The organism is Actinomyces sp. oral taxon 181, assembly GCF_018370895.1.
In the GTDB taxonomy this organism is placed as follows: Bacteria; Actinomycetota; Actinomycetes; order Actinomycetales; family Actinomycetaceae; genus Pauljensenia.
The window spans coordinates 18,613-42,162 of record NZ_JAGYZL010000009.1; the positions used below are offsets into that span (position 1 = coordinate 18,613).

At 54.5% G+C, this 23,550-nt stretch carries 19 protein-coding genes; 3 read left to right on the plus strand and 16 right to left on the minus strand.

Annotated elements, in window-relative coordinates:
* Positions 1-13: 13 nt before the first annotated feature.
* The 4 genes from KHW85_RS05265 to gdhA form a co-directional block, all read right to left on the minus strand.
* Entirely contained in the window at positions 14-1,072 is a 1,059-nt protein-coding gene (locus KHW85_RS05265) for an ABC transporter substrate-binding protein (RefSeq protein ID WP_291459083.1), read from the minus strand.
* A 124-nt stretch (positions 1,073-1,196) separates the two neighbouring features.
* Positions 1,197-1,874, minus strand: a complete 678-nt coding sequence (locus KHW85_RS05270; RefSeq protein ID WP_291459084.1) for a response regulator transcription factor — start codon at positions 1,872-1,874, stop codon at positions 1,197-1,199.
* Entirely contained in the window at positions 1,871-2,719 is an 849-nt protein-coding gene (locus KHW85_RS05275) for a HAMP domain-containing sensor histidine kinase (protein WP_291459085.1), read from the minus strand. The genes KHW85_RS05270 and KHW85_RS05275 overlap by 4 nt, the downstream gene beginning before the upstream one ends.
* A 115-nt stretch (positions 2,720-2,834) precedes the next feature.
* The gene (gene gdhA, locus KHW85_RS05280) at positions 2,835-4,199 is read right to left on the minus strand and encodes an NADP-specific glutamate dehydrogenase (RefSeq protein WP_178705387.1); all 1,365 of its coding nucleotides are present in this window, start codon (positions 4,197-4,199) and stop codon (positions 2,835-2,837) included.
* Between the two features lie 193 nt (positions 4,200-4,392).
* Between gdhA and KHW85_RS05285 the strand changes: the two genes are divergently transcribed.
* On the plus strand, positions 4,393-5,622 hold the full coding sequence (locus KHW85_RS05285) for a phosphotransferase (RefSeq protein WP_291459086.1): 1,230 nt from the start codon (positions 4,393-4,395) through the stop codon (positions 5,620-5,622).
* Positions 5,623-5,729: 107 nt separating this feature from the next.
* On the opposite strand, the gene KHW85_RS05290 is transcribed toward KHW85_RS05285, so the two are convergent.
* The 3 genes from KHW85_RS05290 to KHW85_RS05300 form a co-directional block, all read right to left on the minus strand.
* Entirely contained in the window at positions 5,730-9,134 is a 3,405-nt protein-coding gene (locus tag KHW85_RS05290) for an ATP-dependent DNA helicase (RefSeq protein WP_291459087.1), read from the minus strand.
* Positions 9,131-12,277, minus strand: coding sequence for a PD-(D/E)XK nuclease family protein (locus KHW85_RS05295; protein ID WP_291459088.1), 3,147 nt, complete (start codon positions 12,275-12,277; stop codon positions 9,131-9,133). Before KHW85_RS05295 ends, KHW85_RS05290 begins: the two co-directional genes overlap by 4 nt.
* Before the next feature lie 137 nt (positions 12,278-12,414).
* A complete protein-coding gene (locus KHW85_RS05300; RefSeq protein ID WP_178705398.1) occupies positions 12,415-13,200 on the minus strand; it encodes a DUF5067 domain-containing protein in 786 nt (261 codons plus the stop codon).
* Positions 13,201-13,458: 258 nt separating this feature from the next.
* Between KHW85_RS05300 and KHW85_RS05305 the strand changes: the two genes are divergently transcribed.
* Positions 13,459-13,683 carry a DUF3107 domain-containing protein gene (locus KHW85_RS05305; RefSeq protein WP_178705401.1) on the plus strand — a complete coding sequence of 75 codons (225 nt, stop codon included), beginning with the start codon at positions 13,459-13,461 and terminating at the stop codon, positions 13,681-13,683.
* A gap of 37 nt (positions 13,684-13,720) precedes the next feature.
* Here the strand turns inward: KHW85_RS05305 and KHW85_RS05310 are convergent, their stop codons facing one another.
* A complete protein-coding gene (locus KHW85_RS05310; RefSeq protein WP_291459089.1) occupies positions 13,721-14,344 on the minus strand; it encodes a ferritin-like fold-containing protein in 624 nt (207 codons plus the stop codon).
* Between the two features lie 187 nt (positions 14,345-14,531).
* Here KHW85_RS05310 and KHW85_RS05315 point away from each other — a divergent pair, with 187 nt between their 5' ends.
* A complete protein-coding gene (locus tag KHW85_RS05315) occupies positions 14,532-16,166 on the plus strand; it encodes a DEAD/DEAH box helicase (RefSeq protein WP_291459090.1) in 1,635 nt (544 codons plus the stop codon).
* A 117-nt stretch (positions 16,167-16,283) separates the two neighbouring features.
* On the opposite strand, the gene KHW85_RS05320 is transcribed toward KHW85_RS05315, so the two are convergent.
* The 8 genes from KHW85_RS05320 to KHW85_RS05355 all read right to left on the minus strand — a co-directional run bounded on the left by KHW85_RS05320 (position 16,284) and on the right by KHW85_RS05355 (position 23,548).
* Positions 16,284-16,625, minus strand: coding sequence for a DUF2249 domain-containing protein (locus tag KHW85_RS05320; protein WP_178705410.1), 342 nt, complete (start codon positions 16,623-16,625; stop codon positions 16,284-16,286).
* A gap of 132 nt (positions 16,626-16,757) precedes the next feature.
* Complete coding sequence (locus KHW85_RS05325; protein ID WP_291459091.1) at positions 16,758-17,378, minus strand: CPBP family intramembrane glutamic endopeptidase; 621 nt, start codon at positions 17,376-17,378, stop codon at positions 16,758-16,760.
* Positions 17,379-17,482: 104 nt separating this feature from the next.
* On the minus strand, positions 17,483-18,295 hold the full coding sequence (locus KHW85_RS05330) for a hypothetical protein (RefSeq protein ID WP_291459092.1): 813 nt from the start codon (positions 18,293-18,295) through the stop codon (positions 17,483-17,485).
* Positions 18,295-19,023 carry an ABC transporter ATP-binding protein gene (locus KHW85_RS05335; RefSeq protein WP_291459093.1) on the minus strand — a complete coding sequence of 243 codons (729 nt, stop codon included), beginning with the start codon at positions 19,021-19,023 and terminating at the stop codon, positions 18,295-18,297. The genes KHW85_RS05330 and KHW85_RS05335 overlap by 1 nt, the downstream gene beginning before the upstream one ends.
* A gap of 16 nt (positions 19,024-19,039) precedes the next feature.
* Positions 19,040-19,405, minus strand: a complete 366-nt coding sequence (locus KHW85_RS05340; RefSeq protein ID WP_178703731.1) for a GntR family transcriptional regulator — start codon at positions 19,403-19,405, stop codon at positions 19,040-19,042.
* Positions 19,406-19,592: 187 nt separating this feature from the next.
* A complete protein-coding gene (locus KHW85_RS05345; RefSeq protein WP_291459094.1) occupies positions 19,593-21,959 on the minus strand; it encodes a glycogen/starch/alpha-glucan phosphorylase in 2,367 nt (788 codons plus the stop codon).
* A 108-nt stretch (positions 21,960-22,067) separates the two neighbouring features.
* Positions 22,068-22,706, minus strand: a complete 639-nt coding sequence (locus KHW85_RS05350; protein ID WP_291459095.1) for a MarC family protein — start codon at positions 22,704-22,706, stop codon at positions 22,068-22,070.
* The gene (locus KHW85_RS05355) at positions 22,703-23,548 is read right to left on the minus strand and encodes a PHP domain-containing protein (RefSeq protein WP_291459096.1); all 846 of its coding nucleotides are present in this window, start codon (positions 23,546-23,548) and stop codon (positions 22,703-22,705) included. The genes KHW85_RS05350 and KHW85_RS05355 overlap by 4 nt, the downstream gene beginning before the upstream one ends.
* Positions 23,549-23,550 lie beyond the last annotated feature (2 nt).

The window sequence follows — 23,550 nt, forward strand, 5'->3', positions numbered from 1 at the left end:
TCCCTATGCGCCACTACTCGCGCGGCTTTGCGGCAACCTCTTCATCGAAACGCTTGGTCAGCTCGGGCTTTGCGGCCGCTGCTGCAGCGAAGTCGTAATCGATCAGCTTGATCTCATCGAGCTTGGCCATCTTGTCGTTGGTCTTGGCATTCGGGTTGGTCAGAATCTGGTTCGATCCAACGGTCTGGCCAAGGTTCTGAGCATCAGCGGAGATTGCCCAGTCGATGTACTTCTTGGCGGCCTCGGAGTGCTTCGAGTTCTTCACCAAAGCGACGCCGCCGATCTCGTAACCGGTACCTTCCTTGGGGAAGGAAACAACGAGGTCCTTCATGCCCTCATCGCGGTACTTCACGCAGTCGTGAGAGAAGACCAGGCCCACTGCAACCTCGCCGCGTCCTGCGATCTGACCGGGGGCAGTACCGGACTTGGTGTACTGCAGGACATTTGCGTGCATCTTCTTCATGTAGTCGATACCGGCATTCTCGCTACCGCCAAGAACGACCTGGGTCCACAGTGTCGTGAATGCAGTTCCCGAGGTCGAGGGGTGTGCCGTAGAAACCTGGCCCTTGAGTTCGGGCTTGAGAAGGTCATTCCAGGACTGAGGAACCTGGAGGCCCTTCTCTTCAAGGACCTTCTGGTTCGAGCAGAATCCCAGAACACCGACGTAGACACCGGTCCAGTAGTGCTTCGGGTCCTTGTACTTATCCGGGATTTCCTTAGCGGTAGGCGAATCGTAGGCCTCGATCAGGCCCTTACCTGCAGCTGCACCATAGCCGTCAACCGGGCCACCATGCCAGACATCAAACTCTGGGTTGTCCTTCGCGGAGTCCAGACGAGCGACGGTCTCACCGGAGGAAAGGCGAACGTAGGTTGCCTTAATTCCGGTCTGCTGAGAGAAGGTCTCTGTCCACTTCTGGCAGAGGTCTTCCATTGCGCCGCAAGCAACGGTAATGGAATCCGAAGATCCGCTTTCGCTGCTACCTGAGGATGCTGAGTCATTCACAACACATCCGGAAAGTGCTAGTGCACCCGCCGCGCTGAATGCTGCAAGGGAGATGAAGCTCTTTTTCATCGGATTCTCCTTTGAATCGAGGGTTTGCACGGGGCTGTCACTATGCTCGTGCACTCTTGGTTTCATTCTTACGTGAAACAGAACACGAAAAGAGCACCCTTAGTAACGAGCGGTAACTGATCTGTTACCGAAGATCCGGCATCGTGTACCCAACCGAGCGAACCGATTGGATCAGCTCTCCCCCACGATCCCCAAGAGCGCCTCGCAAACGATAAGCGGTCATCTTGATCATGTCTTTACCGCCAGAGCTATCCTGCGTTTCCCAAACAGAGTTGAGAAGCTCGCGGTAGCTCACAGGCGCCCCAATATGCGAAGCAAGGAAATCCAAGAAGCGTCGTTCTGTCGAGGACAACTCAACCGGCACACCGTCGACGTAGACTTTCCGGTCACGTCGATCGATACGCAAAGGACCATTGGACACAACATCGTTGGGGTCCTTCTTACTTCGGCGCAAAAGAGCTTGAGCGCGAAGAGTCATTTCCTTTGGGCTAAAAGGTTTCGTAATGTAGTCATCCGCACCGCTTTCAAGTCCCTTAATGCGGTCGGATTCTTCAGAAAGCGCCGTAATCATGATGATCGGAACATCACTCATCGCTCGAATTCTTTGAGCAAGCGAAATCCCTGAGATCACGGGAATCATCAGGTCAAGAATGACCAGGTCGTAGTAGCGAGTAGCAAATTTTTCCCAAGCCTTCGCCCCATCGCTTGCAGTTTCTACAGTTATTCCCGCGGTTTCAAGGGCAAATTTGATAATCATGAGGATCTGGGGCTCATCATCAACAACTAAAGCCTTCGCGCTCACCTGGCCTCCTCAGGCAGGAGTGATTGATCGCCACTTCGTATGGTACGCGGAATAGTCAGATAGAAAGTTGTTCCTTTAGAAGAAACCGTATCAACCAAGATCGTGCCACCGTGAAGTTTCAAAATCTTTTGCGTCAGCATCATCCCTAAGCCCGTTCCAGGTCGTAGCGATCCTCCGGTATCGAATGGGATGAAAAGACGCTCTTTTTCTTCCTGTGTCATTCCGCGACCGTCATCAACGATAGAAATGGTGACGTCTTCATCAAAAGCTTGTACTGTAACGACGATCGAAACATCATCGCCCGCATGACGGGCTGCATTATTAATAACATTGGCGATCGCCTGCCCCATCAAGCGCGGATCCAATGACATATAGATGGGGGCGCCATGGTTTTCCAAACGGATAGGCGAGGAATGGAAACGACGCATCTGCGCGACATGCCGACGCACTAGTTCGCGCATTTCAACGCGTTGAAGACGAAGATTGAATAAATCGGATTCCAGGCGTACTTCGGCCAGAAGATCATCGGCCATTTCGACAACCTGGTGCGCATTTTCGGCAATGGTCTTCGCAAACTTCATTTGCACATCATTCATAGGTCCAGCCGAGCCATCAGCAAGAAGTTCTGCCGCTCCCCTGACAACAGTTAATGGAGTGCGTAATTCATGGGAGAGAACCGCTGGGCCGGCCATGTAGTCCTGGTGAAGTTTGCGTAGTTGTTCTTTTTCTGCACGCAGGCGCTGAATGTCGCGACGCATCCGAAGAGCAAAGACAACCGCAAGAGCGGCAAGGAGCCACGAGACTGCGATAGCAACTATGGCAACTAATTGCATTGTCCTGCTCACCTTTCCATTGCACTCTCAACGATATCCCCACCCGGTCACGAAAGGCGAATGATGTATCTAAAAGGGGGTCCTTCACGCCATTGACGTGAAGGACCCCCTGCTGCGAGTCTTCGAATTAGATCAGGCCCTGAGCAACCATCGCATCGGCAACTTTGATGAAGCCGGCGAGGTTTGCACCTGCAACGTAATCGCCGGGAACACCGTATTCGTCAGCGGTTGCAAGGCAGTTCTCGTGAATGCCAACCATGATTTGGTGAAGCTTTGCGTCGGTCTCTTCGAAGGGCCACTGGGTGCGACCCGAGTTCTGCTGCATCTCGAGTCCCGAGGTAGCCACACCACCGGCATTCGAAGCCTTACCGGGTGCGTAAAGGACACCGGCGCGGCGCAGCTCATCAATGGCCTCGGGAGTGGTGGGCATGTTCGCGCCTTCCGCAACCATCTGCACGCCGTTATGAATCAGGGCCTCAACACCTTCAAGACCGAGCTCGTTCTGGGTAGCGCACGGAAGAGCAACGTCACAGGGAACCTCCCAAATCGAGCCTTCTGAGAAGAAGTGCGCGCTGGGACGCTCGGCGGCATAGTCGCTGACGCGACCGCGACGAACTTCCTTGACATCCTTCAGCAGATCGACATCGATTCCCTCTTCATCAATAACAAAACCGGAAGAATCGGACACTGCAACGACCTTCGCGCCCAGCTGCTGAGCCTTCTCGGTCGCGTAAATTGCCACATTTCCTGAACCGGAAACAACAACGCGCTTGCCTTCGAAAGAATCACCACGAGCACGAAGCATTTCCTGCGCAAAGTAGACCAAGCCATAACCGGTGGCCTCGGTACGAGCAAAGGAGCCGCCCCAGGTCAGGCCCTTACCCGTGAGAACACCGGCATCAAAGCTATTGCGAATGCGACGGTACTGTCCGAAAAGATAACCGATTTCGCGGCCACCCACACCAATATCACCGGCAGGAACATCGACGTTGGGACCAATATGACGCTGAAGCTCAGTCATGAATGACTGGCAAAAACGCATGATTTCGGCGTCAGACTTACCCTTGGGGTTGAAGTTTGCACCGCCCTTCGCACCTCCCATGGGCAGGCCGGTCAGAGAGTTCTTGAAAATCTGTTCAAATCCAAGGAACTTGATGATCGACAAGTTCACCGAGGGATGGAAACGCAGGCCACCCTTGTAGGGGCCGAGCGCGGAATTGAATTGAACGCGGAAGCCACGATTCACATGAATGTGCCCCTGATCATCACTCCAGGGAACACGGAACATGAGTTGGCGTTCAGGCTCGACAATTCGCTCAAAAATCGCCAGATCCTGATATTCGGGCTTACGCTCAACCAGAGGAGTCAGTGTCGAGAGAACCTCGAAGACTGCCTGGTGGAACTCACCTTGGTGGGGGTCGCGCGCTACCAGTTCATCGAAGACCGATGCGAGCTCGCGGGGAAGCTGAGATGTATCGAACTTTTCACTCATGTCTTGATCATGGCACATTCCGGTTTATTTACCTTTTCTTTTCCAACATATGGACTCCGCATTGCATGCGCTCTGATCACAGGCACGCAAAACTCACCGCAAACGCTCACATATTCGGTGTACATGGCGACAATTTTGCCTTCTCTCGATGCGCCTGCCCCGCTGTTTTCTCCCAGCACATTAAGGTCTAAACGTGACTCGATCTAAGACTCCCTATGAACTTGCTGCCCTTGCAACAGTTGCGGTTCCGCGGCTCGAAGTAGCCGGACTGCGTCCCCCGCAGTTCAGCGATGAGGTCCTTTCAGTCACCGGACTCATTGACACTTCAGGTGACCGCTGGATGGTTGTCTGCCCACACGACACTGTTGGCGGACTGGACATGGAAGCGCAGAACGCGGTTCTGGAGCGTTTGGGGAAGGCTCACGATTTCTCGAAGATCCCCTTTGAGGTTCCGCGTCCCGCTGGTTTCACCCGCACCCCAGAGGGTGATCGAGTCATGGTCCATCGCGATCTGGGTGGACACGTCATGGAAACCTCGGATTTCGACGACCCACACCTGCTTCCTGCATCTTTGGGAAATGCATTGGCCGCACTACACAATCTTCCCGAGCTGATCTATACCGGCGTCAATCTTCCGGCTTATTCGGCAATCGAGTGCCGTGACCGTCACCAAGCGGTTTTGGACGAGGCCGCGCAGGAAGTCGTCATTCCCGCAAACTTGTGGGATCGCTGGGAAGAGTCGCTGGAGAATTTGTCTTTGTGGCGTTTCCTCCCCTCCCCCATTCACGGCGATCTTTCCGAAACTTCAATTCACATCGACCACGGTCGGGTCTGCGCACTGACAGGTTTTTCATCCGCACACGTTGGCGACCCTGCCGTCGATATTGCATGGGTATTTGCGCGTGCTTCGGATGAGTTTTTAGAGCGCTTCCACGAGGCCTACCAGCAGACTCGTTCCGAGAAAGACCTGCACCTTCTGGCGCGCGCTGAGCTTCTTTCTGAATTGGCCGTGGTGCGTTGGTTGGTTCACGGACTACACAGTGGAGATTCCGATATTGTCGACGAGGCCCGAGCCATGTTGGCTGAGCTCTCGGCAAGTATTGGAGAGAGTGCTCCCAAGCGCATGGAAGAGCCTGCGAAGACTGCAAGCGATTCTTCGACTTCAGAAGAAGAGTCTTCTTCACAGAGCGAGGACACAAGCCTTCGGACATCTGAGTCGGCTCCCGCCAGCCCGCTCGCTACCGACGCAGCTCGAAGCACTGCCTCCACCGGCAAGGGCGAAGGTCATGCTCGTCCTCACTCCGGTCCGATCAGGCTGAGTGCCCATACGTCACAAGCTGATGCTAAGGGTGGCTCTGAGCAAGCGGCCGAAGCGCCCACTGAGCACATCGATATGAGTGCGATCCTGCCTACTCACGAGTAGATCAGGCTTCGCATTATTTCTCAGATTTCTTCTTTTCTGCGCGGTACTTAGCGAAGCCGGGCAGACGCTTTCGGCGGCAATCGTTCCTCCCTTCACTGTTGTCAGTGCTAGCTGGGATTTTTCTTCTGGAGTTCGGTGAGTGCATGGGTGAGCTGGGATTCAAGCTGATCGACGGGCGCACCGGTTTGAGTCACGATGTCTTCGATGCTGTAGCTAATAGGACCCCTGAGGAAACACACTCGCGCTTGCACTTCACTGGGAGAGAGACCTTCGCGCTGCGCCCAGGCGATGCGGTAGAGCTGAAGCTGACGCGCGTAGTATTCCCACGTCGAAAGCGGCGTGTTCTTCCCAGGAAGGTGCGATGTCTTCCAGTCAATGACGATGTATGTGCCGTTGGCATCTTTAAATACCGCGTCGATTCTTCCTTGAATAGATATTCCCGCGAGGGTAAGCGCAAAGGGCTCTTCGATCGCAATGGGTTCAAGCTGTTCTAGGTCTAGCAAATGGAAGTTTTCTTGCATCTGAGCAAGCAATTGTTGATCAGAAGCTTCCAGTGCTTCGCTGCCTTCCACGGGTTCATCCCACAGTTCACCGGTACTGAGGTGAAGTTCTTTTTCAACCCATTTGTGGAAGATCGTGCCGAGCACGGAACTTGATTGGGGTTCAACGGGCAAAGGCCTACGGATATTGTTAATCCACGTATCTGCCTTCCCAATCAAGTCTGAGATCCCGGTGGCACGAACGCGATCAATGCGAATATCAAGCGCCGAATGAAGAGTCTTTTCTCGTTCTTCAAGCAGTAGCTGGGTGTCGTGAACCAAGGGATTGTCGCTGGCATCCAAGACATCTGGGTCACCTTCACTCTGATCTATGAGTGCTTGAACGCGTGCAGCGCTTTCAATGACCAGCTGGCGTGAACGTCCTGGAAGGATTGGATACTGTCGCAGTCGAGTATCGACCTCGATAAGCTGTTCAGATTCCCAGTCTTCGTCAGGTCGCGCGGCGACCTGTTGAGCGTCTAGATCGAGTGCGTTCACTGTTTCCATGAGATAGCGGGATGGATCGCGCGGTTTCAGGCTTCCTGAGTCAAACCAAGAACCACACAGGAGTAGATCGTGTCGCGCTCGAGTCCATGCGACATAAGCCAAACGCCGTTCTTCGCATTCGTGGTGAATTCCTTGGCGATAGTGGATGCTCTCTTTATTTGTTTCCTTGCCGGACTTTCCCTGCATATGGTTGTTGAAGATGCTCATCGCTGTGGTCCGCGAACTTGTTGCTTCAGATGCGAGCAGATCAAAATATTCTGCTATTCCGGTTTGCCCGTACTCTTCAGGGACGATCTGGGGAAGATCCGAATAATCTCTGCGCACGGGGTAGGGCAACTCTGAAAGCGAGTTAAACCATTCTTTTGCCCCCGGAGGATCCTGCTTCCAGTCTCTTGGAGAGGCACTGTGGTTAGGGAAGCGCGAATCTTGTAGGCCAAAGACCACGACCGAATCCCATTCCAAACCCTTTGCAGAGTGAATCGTCAGCAATTGGACGGCATCGGCCCGAGTGGCGCTGGTAGGGATTGGGAGTCCTTTTTCTTCTTCCTCTGCGACCGCCAGCCATGTCAGGAATCCGGAGAGATCAGCCCCTGCGACCTGCGCTTCGTAGTCAGCCGCGATATCAACGAATGCATCGAGCATTTCCATTCCCCCGTCACCCAGGGGGTCGGACATGATGGCTTCTCTGAGCCCAAGGACGGACATTGCACGCTCGATTTGTTCATCAAGTGGCCTACCGGTTCCTTGACGAATAATTTCAAGTCGGCGTGCAAGAAGCGAAAGCCGTTCATGTGCGACGACGGTAAATGACGGGCCTCCTGAAGGCGCATGCCATCCCACAGGCGGAAGCTGATCGATGGCATCCATAAGGAAAACATCCGGATGTTCCTCTTCAGCCTGCCTTCCCTGCCGAGCCCGGTATTTTGCATATTGGTGAAGAACCAGAAGGTCCGCCGCGCCAATATCCATCGCGGTGACAAGGCGCATAAGGGCTGGGGCATTCGTCGGATCTGAAGCGAGCTCAAGGGCGGCTCGAACATCACTGACCGAGGGCTGGTCTAAGAGGCCTCCTAAACCGACAACTTGAACCGGGATATTTGCGTCTTTGAGTGCACGTTCAATCGCAGGAAAATCTGCACGCCTACGACACAACACAGCGCAGGTGTTCCACTTCCCTTTTTCGTCTTGGATGCGATGCTGTCGGATAAATTCGACGACATGCTCAAGTTCTTCCTGGTAGGTCAGCGGATAGCTTGCGCTGACTTTCCCTTCTCCTGCTTGAGGCCTTGGCCCAAGAACTGGAGGTTTGACCTGGGGAACCTTAATGGAGGTGCTTCCTGAGCCGTTTTCTTGCCCGATTCTGGGAAGGCCTCGCAGCGGACGAGCAACCGCATTTGCTGCCTGAAGGATCGCGTGGTCGTTTCTCCACGCGGTAGATAGGGTGAGTTGGTTTGCCTCATGCCGGCTTGAAAATGCGGTCAAGAAGTTACTGAGCGCGGATGCCGAAGCACCTCTCCAACCGTAAATTGCTTGGCTGGGATCACCGACTGCGGTCGTTGGATGATCTGCAAATAGAGTGGAGAGGAAGGCCATCTGGATGACCGATGTATCTTGGAATTCGTCGAGAAGGACAGCTTGATAGTCGGAGCGCACCTGACGGACAACTGCAGCATTCTCCGTAACGATTCGTGTTGCAAGAAGAAGCTGATCTGAAAAATCAATCAGACCGTGACTGCGTTTGTAGTCTTCGAATACCCGTGCCATATCAAGGAGCAAAATCCTATTGGCATTGACGGTAATCATGGATTTGAGGGAACCAGTTGGATCTTTTCCTGCAGATTGAGCGATTTCTTCCAGCTCTTCGCTAAATGCACGGAGGGCTTTTGTTCCCTGCTCAAGAGTCATATTTTGTTCCGCGATATGACCGCTTAATGCAAGTACCGCGGCAACAATTGATGATGTCGGTTTGTATCGTCCATCTTCTTCGGGATATTCTCCCCTCCAGTTTTGGACGATCTCGGTAAGAATCTGAACCTGCTGCGCCTGTCCAATCAAGCGCGAATCGGGATCTACCCCAATTGTTGCGCCGTACTCGCCAAGGATTCGAGCGGCGAAAGAGTTATAGGTCAATGCCGTTGGATCGCCCTGGAAGCTACGGCCAAGATTTGATGCCAAGACCCCGAGGTCTTGTCGTATTTTGAGGCCCAGCTCCCCCGCTGCTTTTCGTGTAAAGGTCAAGCCAAGAATTCGCTCCGGCTCGATTCCATGATGGGCAACCATGTAGAGCACACGCTGTGACATGGTAGTTGTCTTCCCTGCGCCCGCTCCCGCAACGACAAGCAGGGGCTCAAGAGGTGCTTCAATTACGGCACGCTGCTCATCCGTTGGGGGGAAATACTGGCGACTTCTAGGGGTGGCCAAACGCAGAATTTCATCAACACTGAGCTGTGTACTATCGATGCTCATTCCACACTCCTCTTTCCTTGCTCACGAGCTGGGCAGGAACGGGCGAACTCGCAGTATTGGCATGCTTCATCAGAGGGCGTCGCAATAAAAGATGGGCCTTTCATTTTCTGCCCGATCTCATCAAGCTGGCTGATCCAATCCGCCCTTGTTTCCGGGTCTAAGGGGTCTTGCGAGATGGTCCGGACATCACCGTAACCAAGATATTTGAGCTCTGCTCCTAAAACTTCATAACCCAGTTGTTCGACTGCGAGTTGATAGAGAGCGAGCTGCGGGTGGTCCGGGTCCTTTTTCGCACCGGTTTTATTTCCCTTCTTCCCGGTCTTGAAGTCAATAATCCGAACGCCTTGGCCTTCCAATTCCATTCGGTCAATTCTTCCGCGGATGTGAACTGAAGAGATTGGAACATCGAATGGCACTTCAACTTGAACATTTCCGTTCGGATCTGCACAGTTCCCCATTTGACTAGATTGCTCAAGATATTCGCCGAGTGCAGATGCCATCTCTCGAAGGTGGTCCATGTGGATTTTGCTTGCGGCTTGTCCTTCATCCACACCCATTGCGCGAATCTCTTCTTCGAGTGCATCCATAACAGCACTGCGAGGCCCGCATGGGAAGCGCTCGGCCAGGCTGTGGATTAACGTTCCATCTGCTGCACTCTGCGTCGGCATCGACGTGCCGCTATTGGAAGCAAAGAACCAGCGAAGAATACATTGACGTGCGCTATCAAAACTGGAGGGGCTCACGGCGACACGCTGTTGGTCATAGATCGGGCTATCGGAGCTGATCCCTCCGGCTCCAATCCAATTGCTGGGAATTGCGCTGGCGACTCCGCATCTGGCAAGAATTGCAAGCAGACGGGTAGCAAGCTCGGGTGTTTGGGAGCCATTCTCCTGCGCGGCAAGATACCTCAGTCTGGAGATATGACCAGAAAGGTCTAACGCGGGTGGGACGTCTTCAATGGGAAAACCGTCTTCGGGGATCTCGATCCCCGCTCCTTGTGCAACGAGTTCAACAAATTGCGATGGTGCTTGATCTTCATTGGAAACAACTCCGATGTGCAGTGCCAGATTCGTTCGTGAAACGGCAGCAAGAAGGCGCCGAAGTTCATCGTCTAAAACTGCCCGACGTTGGATTCGAGGGTCATCAATGACCTCTTGTGCAGGGTCCGTACTACGCGTGATCTCCCCAAGAAGATCGGCGCGCAGCAGACGCTGTCGAAGCCGAAGATCGGGCCAGCTGCCATCCTGAAGCCCATAAATTGCAACGACGTCCCAATGCCGCCCAATCGCCTGTTCTGGGGTGAGAACCTGGATCCCTTCGTGGCGATATGCGGTTGCAGCGATGGTGTCGGTCACTACATCGGATTCGAGGAGCTCACGCGCAAACTCTGCGGCGGTTCTCTGCGGATTTCTTTGTTGCCAGATATCCGCGACTCTAAACAGCGCAATCACCGAATCTAAGACATCATCAAAATAATCTGAATCCGAGTCGTGCGCTAATGCCCGTTTGCTCAGTTCCTCCGCTACATCTGCCGTCGCCCATGCTTCCCAGAGCGCTTTTTGAGGGCTGAGGGTTTCTACTTCTTTCCATAGCGTCGAGGCCTTAAGAAGCTTGCGCAGTTCCTTTTCCACGTTCTGTGAGACAAGAGAAGGGTCCTGAAGAATGCGAGAGATCGTATCTGTACTGAGGTGCTGAACGCGCCCCTGTGCCAGCTTCTGATCGCTATGCGCCCACACATAGTTGTGAAGGAGCGAACTCACATGCAGAGCATCGATCGAGATCAGATCTGAACGTAGCCAGCGATCGATCACTCCCACGCCATTGTCGTCATTCGGAATTAAGGTTTTCAGCAACGCACTGGTCATTGAATTGGAGGCAAAATTGAAGGCTTGTTGCCCTCCAGCCAGGGGAATTTTGCTACGTTTCAGAGCCCTTCTGGCCTGCTGAATGAGAGATTGCGAGCGAACAATCACTACCTGCTGAGACCAAGGAATGTTGTCACGCAGATAATGGGAGCGCAGCTGATATCCCAGAGCTGCCCCCATCTGTGCAAGGCTGGCACAGTTGTGGATGAATATCCCTTGCTCACCGAGTCGTCTTTCAGAGTCACCAGCAAATGGGGCATTTCTTCTTCCGGCGGGTCCGCTTTGTGTAATGCGTGAGGCAAGCGAAAGGGTCAACGCATGAAGCTGAGGAGTACCGACGTAGCCAGCCCCGCAATCTTCAATTTGGATATCGAGGATTCTGGCCAGATCGAGATCCATATGGGCATAACCACGCTTGTATGAGGTTACTGAGAGATCCGGATTCGAGAAAGCAATGATACGACTTCCCAATTGATGCGCGACATGAAGTAGCTTCAGCAGCGAGGGGGTGCAGTCCTGTAGGTCATCGATCAGAAGATACTGTGGAATCTGGGCAAAAATCCGCACTCCGGCGGACTGCGCACGATCATCCCATTGGGCAAGGAGCTGGGCAGCTTGCCTTCCCAATCCAGCCCCGTGCGCCAACATGGTTCCTCGGAACTCCACCCCCAGCTGCGGAAGGTCGTTCCATTTCCTGAGCAGGGGTGCAAGACTCACCCACTGCTTCATTCCACGGATGAGACCGAGCTGCTCGAGATGCTCAGCGCTGGTCCCAAACTCTGCAGCAGTATCAATGAGATCACGTAGTTCCATCCGAAATGCCGGAAGTGAACGGATGGTGTCTGAAAGCTCTTCGGGCCACTGAATCGCAGTTTCTTCTAACAGTTGAGAGACCATGCGATCCATGTTTGCGCCCGTCAGGAGCTCAACATCACCCAGCGGTTGATCACGCGTATTTCGCCACTGCGACACGATTGAATAGGCCCACCCAATGGGGGTTCGAACCGGGCGCACTGTATTGGGAGCAAGCGCTTGTACCGCAGGCATTAATTGATCGGCACGCAAACGATCCGGAGTGAGAACTAAAAACGAATGGTCGTTGCGTACAAGTTCAGCAACAGCAGCAAGAAGAAGAGTCGTCTTCCCGCTTCCGGGCGCACCGCGAAGTACAGCATCACCTTCAGTAATCTGCTTAAGCAGCAAGCGCTGATGGTCGCTGAGTTCCGGTAGCCCTGAGAATTCAGAGCCAACCGTGATACGCACCGGTGTGTTGTTCATATAGTGATTCTGACAGAGGCCACCGGCATTTGGAGCCAACTTTTGGCTTCACATCGAAATTGAGAAAAATGTGCCCCCGAAGCGGAGGCTTCGGGGGCACATTCTGGCAGTCCTACTCAAGGTGGGAGATTAACCCTTTACTGAAGTGAATATTCCTTTTTGAATGCCTTCGTTGAAGGGACAGTGCTGTCAATCATCAGCGTAACTGGAGCAGCTGCATCGCGAAGAACATACCCTTTCACAAGGGTCATGCTTTTACCAGCTGGGAGCTCTTCCAAGTCCGCGAAAGGCTCGTATCCTTCAGGCATTAGATTATCGGAATAAACTGCACTATCGAGCGCAGCCTTGTTTTGGGATACCTCAACATAGTATGCAAAAGGATTCAAACTACTTGTGTCATTATTTGTGATCTTTAATGTCACAGCGACCGTTGGCTCACCTTCCTGGTCATCTACCGACTCCTCGACCTTCTTCACCTCAATCGTGACTTTACCGTTCTCCAGCTGAACAACATCCGAGGTAGCCGCACCTTTGGAAGCTCGAGACGATACAAAAGGTGCCCCGAAGGCCTTACCATTAGCCTTCGGATACATAGCTTGGCTTCCAAAAACAACAACAATGGCAAGAATCGAAATCACCAGTGAGGTGATTGCTATACCGGAGCCACGGTGAGTCATATCCGGGCGTGTCTGAACGACAGCAAGAATCGCCACGACTGTAGCAATAAGGGCCAGAATGAAAATTAGATTGTGAAGAATCGGAATCCAGGACAGGAGAAGAGAAATAATTCCCAACACGAGTGCGGTGATAGCAAGGGGAGATAAGGGTTTAACTACAGTTGCTACTCCAAATTGTCCTTGAGGAGGAACAGTCGAATAAACCCCCTCAACGGGCATTTCCTGAGGATAAGGAGGAAAAGACATCGTTCACCTTTCGAGTAGATTCAACTTTAAGCTTTACCGCCAGAACACAAAACAACTCGTCAACACAACCCGATAGCTACGGCTTCTCGCACTATTTTCAACACAAGCCTACATGCTAACCACTTAGAGACTAAACCGCGACGACGCTTCAACTGCCTCCACAATTACGCCCTCGCAGAAATAGCAGGCCCGCTCCCCCGTCTGCACGTACTATGGGGACACAGAAGACCATTCGATCCACAACATCTGGGAGTCGCAGTGAACATCACGATCGGTATCAACGCCAGCCCGCGCGAACTCGACCTCGAGCTGGACCTCAGCGAAGACGAACTCTTCGCCCAAGTCACCAATTCCCTACGCGAGCAGACTCCCCTGATCCTTACGGACACCAAGGGAGAGAAAACACTCGTTCCCGCCCAGGCGATTTCCTACGTGCGCGTGACTGCCCCGCAGACGCACCGCGTCGGCTTTGCTATTCACTAGAAGCAAGCCGAATGAGCTGACATTGATCCACCTGCGTCTAACCGCGCAGGTGGATTCCTTTCATACGCTCTGCATGCTCAACACTCAACGCCTGAGCAATTGCATCTGCATCTTCGGGAGAATCTGATAACTCAGGGTGCATGAACAGGGTTGAGCGCACCAATCCCAAAACCTCTCCAGCAACCCTTCTCGCCCACAAAGACAGGCGCGCAGCAAGCTGCTCATCGGCCTCGAAAATCGGAGCCAAATTCTGACGCTCCCACTCCCCCTGCTCAAGATCCCACTTTGCCCCCGCGAAAAGGTTTTTACGCGACGCAATCTCACGCAGCAGGCCACCCAAGATTCCCAAGGTCACATAGGTTTTGACCGTGCGCTCGTACCAGGTCGTCGGTCGAGTACGCGCATCCAGATCGTCATAGAGTCCATCAAAAGCTTGAGCCTTCACAGCTAAGTCAACACCGCGATGCTGACACCACGTTTCAACCTGGGTGTAGGTATCAAAAACTCGAGTGGCCATACGCGCATGCTCGACCTTCGCCTCGAAAGTCGGCGCCTGGTCACTATCCTTTGCCAAGCGCGTCATTGCAGCCAAAATCGAATACGCGATCAGACCGACAACGTCAGCGTCGCGATCCGGTACAGGTTCATAGGTACGTTCCATGCACTAACACTACATCAGATAAACGTGACGGGTTCCTCCTCGAGCGATCCGCGTCAACCTCGTAGAATACAAATGACAGTGCTGACCGATCGCACGTGAGATATTTTGCCTGGGCGCCTACGCCCCCTTGAAGAAGAACCGCGATCGGCTGCAATTTCCAACGGGTTTTTCCCAGAACAGGTTGATCGTGACTTCACCGTCTGACTACTCTGCTGGCGTCGTACGTTTGGGCTCAATCAAAGCCCCTTCGACCCAAGAAGATGAAACCACCCCCGATATTACGAACTCGGGAAATGAAACTTTCGAAACGAAGTCTTTCGCTGATTTCGGGGTCAGTGACCCCATCGTTGATGCGCTCGAAGAACGAGGCATCACCCACCCCTTCCCAATCCAGGCACTGACTCTTCCCGTTGCACTGGATCGCCACGACATTATTGGCCAAGCCAAGACCGGTACCGGTAAGACTCTGGGATTTGGCATCCCCGTATTGGAAGATGTCATTGCCCCGGACGAAGAAGGTTACGAAGATCTTCTTAACCCGAACATGCCTCAAGCCCTCATCATTTTGCCGACGCGAGAACTCACTAAGCAGGTGGCCGATGATCTGCGTGCAGCGGCTTCTAAGCTCTCAACGCGCATTGTTGACATCTACGGCGGCGTTGCTTTTGAACCGCAGATTGAAGCACTCAAGCGAGGCGCAGATATCGTTGTCGGCACCCCGGGGCGTTTGATCGATTTGCTCCGCCAAGGCGTTCTGCACCTGAACGGCGTGGAAAACGTGGTCCTTGACGAGGCCGACGAGATGCTTGACCTCGGTTTCCTCCCCGACGTGGAAACCTTGCTCTCACGCATTCCCGCGGACCGCCACATGATGCTTTTCTCGGCGACCATGCCCGGACCTGTGATCACGCTGGCTCGCAAGTTCATGAGCCAGCCGACCCACATCCGCGCGCAGGATCCCGACGATCAGGGTCAGACCGTCAACACGGTCCAGCAGGTGATTTACCGCGCTCACGCCATGAACAAGACCGAGATCGTTGCGCGCATCTTGCAGGCACGAGGCCGCGGTCGCGCTGTGATTTTCTGTCGTACCAAGCGTGCGGCCGCGCGCGTTGCCGACGAACTCAGTGAGCGCGGTTTCGCGGTTGCTGCCCTTCACGGCGACCTCGGTCAGGGGGCGCGTGAGCAGGCCCTGCGTGCCTTCCGCAATGGCAAGGTCGATGTTTTGGTCGCAACAGATGTTGCCGCGCGAGGCATCGACGTTGACGATGTCACTCACGTCATCAACTACCAGTGCCCCGAAGACGAGAAGGTCTACATTCACCGCATTGGCCGTACCGGTCGCGCGGGGAATTCCGGTACAGCTGTGACCTTCGTCGATTGGGACGATGTCCCGCGTTGGTCGTTGATTTCGAAGGCGCTGGGCTTGGGAGTTCCAGAGCCTCTGGAGACTTACCACACCTCGCCGCACCTGTACACGGATTTGGATATTCCCGAGGACGTTACAGGACGTCTTCCGCGCGCACAGCGTACGCGCGAGGGGCTTAGCGCCGAAAAGATTGAGGACTTGGGCGGTTCCTCGCGTGGTGGCCGAGGCCGAGGCCGCGGTGGTCGTTCCTCTGGCCGCTCGGGAGGACGCGGAGAACGTTCAACTTCTGGCGAACGGACCCGCACCCGACGTCGTACCCGCAAGGACGGAGATCAGACGTTGAATTCCGGAAAGCAGGGACGCTCCGACCGCGGAACCAAGGGCCGAGGCCGAGGTGAGCACTCCCCCGCACCACGAAAGCGGGTACGCCGCCGTAAGGGTGGCGAAGAGTAACACTCATAAACAGCCAGAGCGTCTAAGTGTGTGCCCCGTACCGATTGGTACGGGGCACACACTTAGACGTAGTAAGAGTTTTTCAATCTCTCAAGGTGAGCAGTCTATATCTCCTGATCAGCCAACGCGAGTGATCTTGACGATCGCGCCTTCATCGCTGACGGCAACCAGTTCGTAGGAAAAATCGCCTTCAAGAGTCATGTCGATCTGGTTGAGAAGCGGCGTGGGCACGTGAGGCGCAACCAGCTCCATGGCCTCGCCGACGTTCAAAGAAGAAACGGCACCTAGGATTGCGGGGTGACGCAGGCGAGGCGGGAAGGGACGTGCATCCAAGCGCGGAAGTTGAGCTCCATGATCACAACCGCAACCGCATCCGCCGGACTGGGCAGGCTCCTGTGCTTTTTCAGCGGAAACATCACGAAGTTCGAATTCGGGCAGGTTGGAATTAGGCTCGATCATGAGATCCCTTTCGTGGGGCTCGGCGACTGAATCAAGCGCCTGAGCAACAGCTTCTAATAAAACATAGTTTATACGTTTTTATTAAACCTGCCCTTTGAGGGTATTGGATTCCCGGAGTAGTCCACTTCAAAACTACAGAAGATTAAACGCACTCCCCAGAGCGACCAGGAGATTTGCTAAAGAGTGCAGCATCCAACTGGGAACCACAGAACCTCCGGCCGCCTGTTCGTTCAACCACCCCATAACCCAGCCGTTGATTCCAGAAAGAACAGTGATGGCAACAAGGCTTGATACGGGGAGATAGTTGATAAACAACAGCACGTGAAGAAGACCAAACACGATGGCTTGAATGGCGTTTCCGCGGGAAAAACCAAAGGACGCACATAAACGCTTAGCTAAGAAACCACGGAAAAATAGTTCCTCAGCCAAGCCGGTCTGAATAAAGGCATAGAGAAGGATCGGGACGACTGCAAGAAGTCCGGCGCCGATAAATCGCGAGGTCGCCAGAGCACCCCATACCGGACTTGCAATCCGCAGAGATGCCAGCGATACAGCGACCCAGCACGCTAAGGCAATGCCCAGTTGCTTCTGCGAAACACGCTGAACAGGACCGACTTTCCACATCGGAACATAAAGACCAATCCAGGTCGCAAATTCCAGGCGACGTTTAGTTGTCACCGCCCACCAAATCACTGGAATCAGCAGAGAAATTCCCAACTGAACGAAAGATGAAATAAAAGTCGCGAAGAGCATGAGTTTCCCTGTCACACAAGCAGATAACTCTCAAAGAATACAGCTGCGCCCGGGACGCACGTTAATGCGTCCCGGGCCGTATACCGCTTATTGACCAGCTCTTATTAACGCAAGGAGGTTCGCTTTTCAATCGAGCGCGAAGCCCACACTGCTAGGAATAGCGCAAAAAGGGGCACAAGGATGTAGGAGGCGATGCCGATGACGTTCGGTTGACCATCGGTCCCCATCGTCGCGCGGTACGAGGTCCACATGATCTCGGTGCTGAAGTGTCCATCAGTCGTGACAGACAGCGGGAGGAAGAACGTAGCTACCATGGACAGCACCTGGTCGACAACGTACACGAGGACGAAACCGATGATGGGGGCACCAAATCCGAGGTGGTTGAAGCACCCTTGAGCACCGATGGACATGACGGCGCTGCCCTGCACGATCCAGGACAGTGACAGGATCACCTGCACCACCATCATGATGACGACGGTGGAGGTCGGAACTCCGGCGACGAGGGAACGAGGCCCGGCCGTGTACTCGGCGAGGCTAATGCCGTCGCTCCACGCGGCAGCCGAAGCGACGGCGATAATTCCACCGACGGCCAGAGCCAGAGCTAGGAGGCACTCGATCGCGATGCGCGTGTTCTTCGCCCAGAAGATCACCCTTCCGGAGATCGGCAGGCTCATCGTGAAGTAGCCGCGCTGACCGTACAGGGTCTTCCAGTAGTCGGCCATCGCCGCGATCGCGCAGGCGACCGGCGTGAGCGCACACAGGGCGTAGGCGAGGACAGCGGTGGAGCCGCTGATCCCCGGCAGCCCCGCGGCGACGATTCCCGACGCGACGGCAATAGTAACGATGAACGCCCCGAAGGAGCGGGCGTCCGTGCGGTAACGCGAGCGGATCTCGTAGGCAAGCAGCTTGGTGAACATCAGCGGTACTCCTTCCGGAAGATGGCGTCGAGGGAATCGCCGTGGGTGGCCCGCAGGTCGTCGGCGTCTCCTTGCAGAAGGACCTGTCCGTCCTTCATGAAGAGCGCATAGTCGACGAAGTGCTCGATGTCGGAGATGAGGTGGGTGGACATGATGAGCAGGGACGTGGGATCGAACTCGCGCAGGATGCCCTCGAGGATCACGTCGCGCGTGGCAGGGTCGACGCCACTAATGGGTTCGTCGAGCAGAAACACGCGGGCACGCCGGGACATGACGAGGCTGATTTGAAGCTTCTCCCCCATGCCCTTGCTCATCTCCTCGAGGCGGCGGTCGGTGGGCAGTCCGAAAAAGTCGACCATCGAGGCAGCCTTGTCGGCGTCGAAGTCAGCGAAGAACGTGGAGTAGACGCGGATGGCATCGGCCGCGGTCCAGTCGGTGTTGAGGAAGTCAGCGTCGGGCAGGTAGGAAACGATCTCTTTGGTGGCAACGCCGGGCGCGTGCCCGTCGATGCTCACGGTTCCCTCATAGTCGGAGAGGACTCCGGCGAGAATCTTGAGCAGCGTGGTCTTGCCGCATCCATTGGGGCCCATCAGACCGACGATGTGCCCGGCATCCAGTGACAGCGAATAGTCCCGTAGAGCCGGTGTTTTCCGGTAACGCTTCGTGAGGTGCTCGACGTGAACGAGGCCCTGCCCCGCACACCTCGACCGCTCAGTTTGTGTGGTCATGAGTTTTCCTCCTTGGCTACTTCTCCGTGGTATCCCAACGTTGATCAATCAGAGCCTGAGCACCTTCCAGATCGATTCCCAGTGAACGACATGCGCGAATGTAAGCATCTACCGCGAGATGCGCGTCGTTCGTCCGCAGAGCATGCAGAGCGCTCTCATCAGTTGCAACAAAGCGTCCTGCGGTCCGCTTCGGGACCGTCAACCCTTCTTCGTCAAGTGCACTCAGAGCTCGCTGAACGGTATTGGGATTGGTGCCTGCCTCGATCGCGAGATCACGCACGGAGGGGATCTTTTCGCCAGGTTTCCACGTACCGTCGGTAATACGACCGCGAAACGAATCAGCTAATTGGATCCAGATTGGACGGGTGTCATCGATGCGCATCGATGTGTCCCTCCTGTCTATCTGTATTAATACACTAATACAGTGCCACACTATCGAAACTGTGTCAACACAGTAATACAGTTTGCTCAGAAGACGAACAACAGCAAACGCCCCGTTGGGAAATCCCAACGGGGCGTTACGGCATTAAGCCATGCATTCAGCCTTTGAAAGGCCGCTTTTTACGCATTCACGCAATCGGTTCGGCATTGATGTGCCAAACCTCGCGAGCGTAGTCACTGATGGTTCGATCCGAAGAGAAACGACCGGAACGCGTGATATTGATCCAGGCCTTGCGCGACCAAGCTTCCTGATCGCGGTAATCCTGTGCCATACGGTCCTTCGTCTCACGGTAAGAAGCGAAGTCTCCCAAGACATAGTAGACGTCAGCGGGCTCGTATCCCGATTCCAGAAGCGACCAACGCAGATCATGGAACCAACCGGAGTTGGAGTCATCCAAGGTGCCATCGGTCAAAGCATCAATCACGCGCTTGAGACCAGGAACGTTCTCGTAGTGCCAACGAGGATCGTAGTGGCGACGCAGTTCGGGAAGCTCATCATCGGTCGCACCGAAGATATAAGCGTTCTCCTCACCCACGGCCTCGAGAATCTCAACGTTCGCACCATCCAAGGTTCCCAAGGTCAGCGCACCGTTCATCATGAACTTCATGTTCGAGGTGCCGGAAGCCTCCTTACCGGCCATCGAAATCTGCTCAGAAATATCCGCGGCGGGAATGATATGCTCGGCGGGCGAAACATTGTAGTTGTGAACGAAAACAACCTTGATGCGGCCATTGATATCCGGATCATTGTTGACCAGATCGGCAATGGTGTTAATCAGCTTAATAATCGCCTTCGCGCGAATGTAGCCGGGAGCGGCCTTCGCACCAAAGATGAACACTCGCTTGGGGACATCCAAAGCCGGATTGTCCTTCATACGGAAGTACAGATCCAAGACGTAGAACGCATTGAGCAGCTGACGCTTGTACTCGTGCAGACGCTTGATCTGGACGTCGTAAATTGCATCTGGGTCGATCTCGACGCCCTCGCGCTCCTTGATCCATGCAGCAAAGTCAACCTTATTCGCATGCTTAATCTGAGCCAGACGAGAATAAAGCTCCGAGTTACCCGCACCCGTGTACTCAGAAAGCGCATCAAGGTCGGTCACCCAGCGATCCGAGCCGGTCACTTCATCCAGAAGCGTTGCCAAGCGCGGGTTGCACTGCTTGAGCCAACGACGCGGAGTCACGCCATTGGTCTTATTGTTGAAGCGCTCAGGCCAAATCGCGTACCACTCTTTGAGCGTCTCACGCTTAATAATTTCAGTGTGCAGCGCAGCCACACCATTGATCGAGTACGAGGCGTAGCAAGCGATCCAGGCCATGCGGACCGTGTTACCGGCGACGGGAGCCATGTAGTCAATAGTCGCGCCATCAACACCACGCTCGGACATGTCAATGCGGAAGCGACGGTCGATCTCTCGGACGATTTCGGAAATACGCGGGAAGAGGCGATCAAAGATGTGGATATCCCAGGTCTCAAGCGCCTCAGCCAAAACCGTGTGGTTTGTGTAAGCAAAGGTACGCGAGACAACATCCCACGCATCTTCCCAACCCAGGCCATGCTCATCCATCAGGATGCGCATGAGCTCAGGAATCGCAAGAACAGGGTGAGTGTCATTGAGCTGGATGGCGTTGTACTCTGCAAAACCGCGCAGGTCCGAACCGTGCTCAGCAACGTAGTTATCAACAATGGCCTGCAGCGACGCAGAGCAGAAGAAGTACTGCTGGCGAACACGCAGAACCTTACCTTCAAAGGTCGTGTCATTCGGGTAAAGAACACGGGAGATATCCATGGTGCGCTCGCGGTCGACAATCGCATCGGTAAAGCGCTGCGAATTGAACGCATCGTAGTCGAACTCTTCCATGGGCTCGGCCTTCCACAGACGCAAGGTATTGACGTTCTGGGTGCCATAACCGGTAATCGGCATGTCATAAGGAATCGCGCGAACGGTCAGGTCCGCATAGCGAACAATGCGCTGTTCCTCTTCGCGACGAATAACGAAGGGGTAGCCCTCTTCCATCCACGGATCAGGGTGCTCGGTCTGGAAACCATTGTCGAAGAGCTGCTTGAAAAGCCCGTAGCGGTACAAGATGCCATAACCGGCAACGGGAAGATCCAAGGTCGCGCAAGAATCAAGGAAGCACGCTGCCAGACGACCAAGACCACCATTACCCAAAGCGGCATCGGGTTCTTCTTCCAGGACCACGGACAGATCCTTGCCGAGTGCAGCCAAAGCCTCGCGCGCCTCGTCAACCATTCCAAGGTTGGAAAGGTTATTGAGCAACGCGCGTCCCATGAGGAACTCTGCGGAGAAGTAGTGTTCCATACGACCCACTGAGTAGCTGCGCTCAGTTGCATGCCAGCGATCAGCAATATGATCAATGATTGCCGCCGAAAGGCCCTGCCACGCTTCCATTTCAGTCGAGACGCGTTCTGGACGCCCGGACACGGCGCGTACCTGGGACTTCAGCTGTTCCTCTAGGGACAGGCTCATAAAATCTCTCCTTGCGATTGACTCAGCACTACCGGTAGCACTGGAATAAGCCTACTGTAGCCCCGCAAAGCGGGGCGAGATAAAAAAGACGACGGACTGCCAACCTGACTAGTGAACGATTCCAGCGTTCTTAATAAAGTCGAAAACGCCCCCCATGACCAGTTCTGTTGCAATAGCGGCCAAAAGCACACCGGAAATCTTCGTGAGCAACATAATGCCACCCGTTCCCAGGAACCGTGAGAGCTCCAAAGCAAAACGCATTGACAGCCAAATCACCACGTGGGTTGCAACCACTGCACCAACAACGCCAACAATGGAACCAACTGTGTGAGCCTGTGCCATCGACACCATCACAGCAACAATCGCGCCCGGGCCGGCAAGCAGCGGAATCCCCAACGGGACCAATGCAACGTTCACTGCGTCATCACCGGTATCGGGCTGCTCCATGTCGCTGGAGGTCAGCAATTCCATCGCAACCAGGAACAACAGCACGCCACCGGAAAGTTTCAACGATTCCATTGAAATATGGAGCGCGCGCAAAATCTGCTGCCCAAGGAAAGCGAAAGCAAGGATGACTCCGAAAGACACCAGCGAGGCTTGGAAAGCCGCTTTACGTTGAGTAGGGCGTGACAGCTTGGAGGTCAGCCCCAAGAAGACAGGCATCAAGCCCATAGGGTCCAAAATGACGATCAAAGTCGCAAAAGTCGTCAACAAGACCGTAATGTCCACAACAGAACCGATACTCATGGGTGCAGGACCTCTAAAAACGCTTCCTCTTCAAGTTTGTTCAGCACCGACTGATCCGTCAGGTTTTCACCAAGTTGATTCGGCTTTCCTAGGCCGTGATAGTCGGAGGAACCAAATACTTCCAGCTTCAAACGGCGTGCGATCCGCTCCACATCGGCTCGATCCTCTTCGGTATGATCACGATGATCGCGCTCAATCCCAAACAGGCCCGCTTCTTTCATCATATCAATGACTTCCTCGGGCAGAAGCCTTTGGCGAGCTCGCGCGCGCGGATGCGCCAACACAGGGACTCCCCCGGCGGCTCGAACCAGCTCCACAGCATCGACGGGGTCAGGCGCCCAGTGCATGACGTAATACTTACTAGAAGGATGCAGAGTCTGCGCAAAAACGGCACTGCGATCAGGAAAAGCTCCTACTTCAACCAGGGCATCAGCAATATGCGGACGCCCAACCGGTCCATCCTCAGGAGCAAGAGCGCGCACCTGCTCCCACGTGATTGGGTAATCCTCTGCGAGGCGTTCAACAATTTTTTGCGCACGCGTGAGACGCGACTCAGTTGCACGACGCTGCACTGCGAGCAGGGCCTCGTTCGCGGGATCGGGAAGGTATCCCAGAAGATGAACAGTGATCCCCTCACGCGCGCAGGACAACTCGACCCCGCGCACTAAGGACACCCCAGTTCGCTCAACGCAGGCTGCGGCCTCGTCCCAGCCAGCGTAGGTGTCGTGGTCAGTCAGCCCCACGACATCCACATGCGCCTGACGCGCTTTCTCCATGAGTTCGGCGGGAGTATCGGTACCGTCCGAGTACGCACTGTGTGTATGAAGATCGATCCTCGTCATGT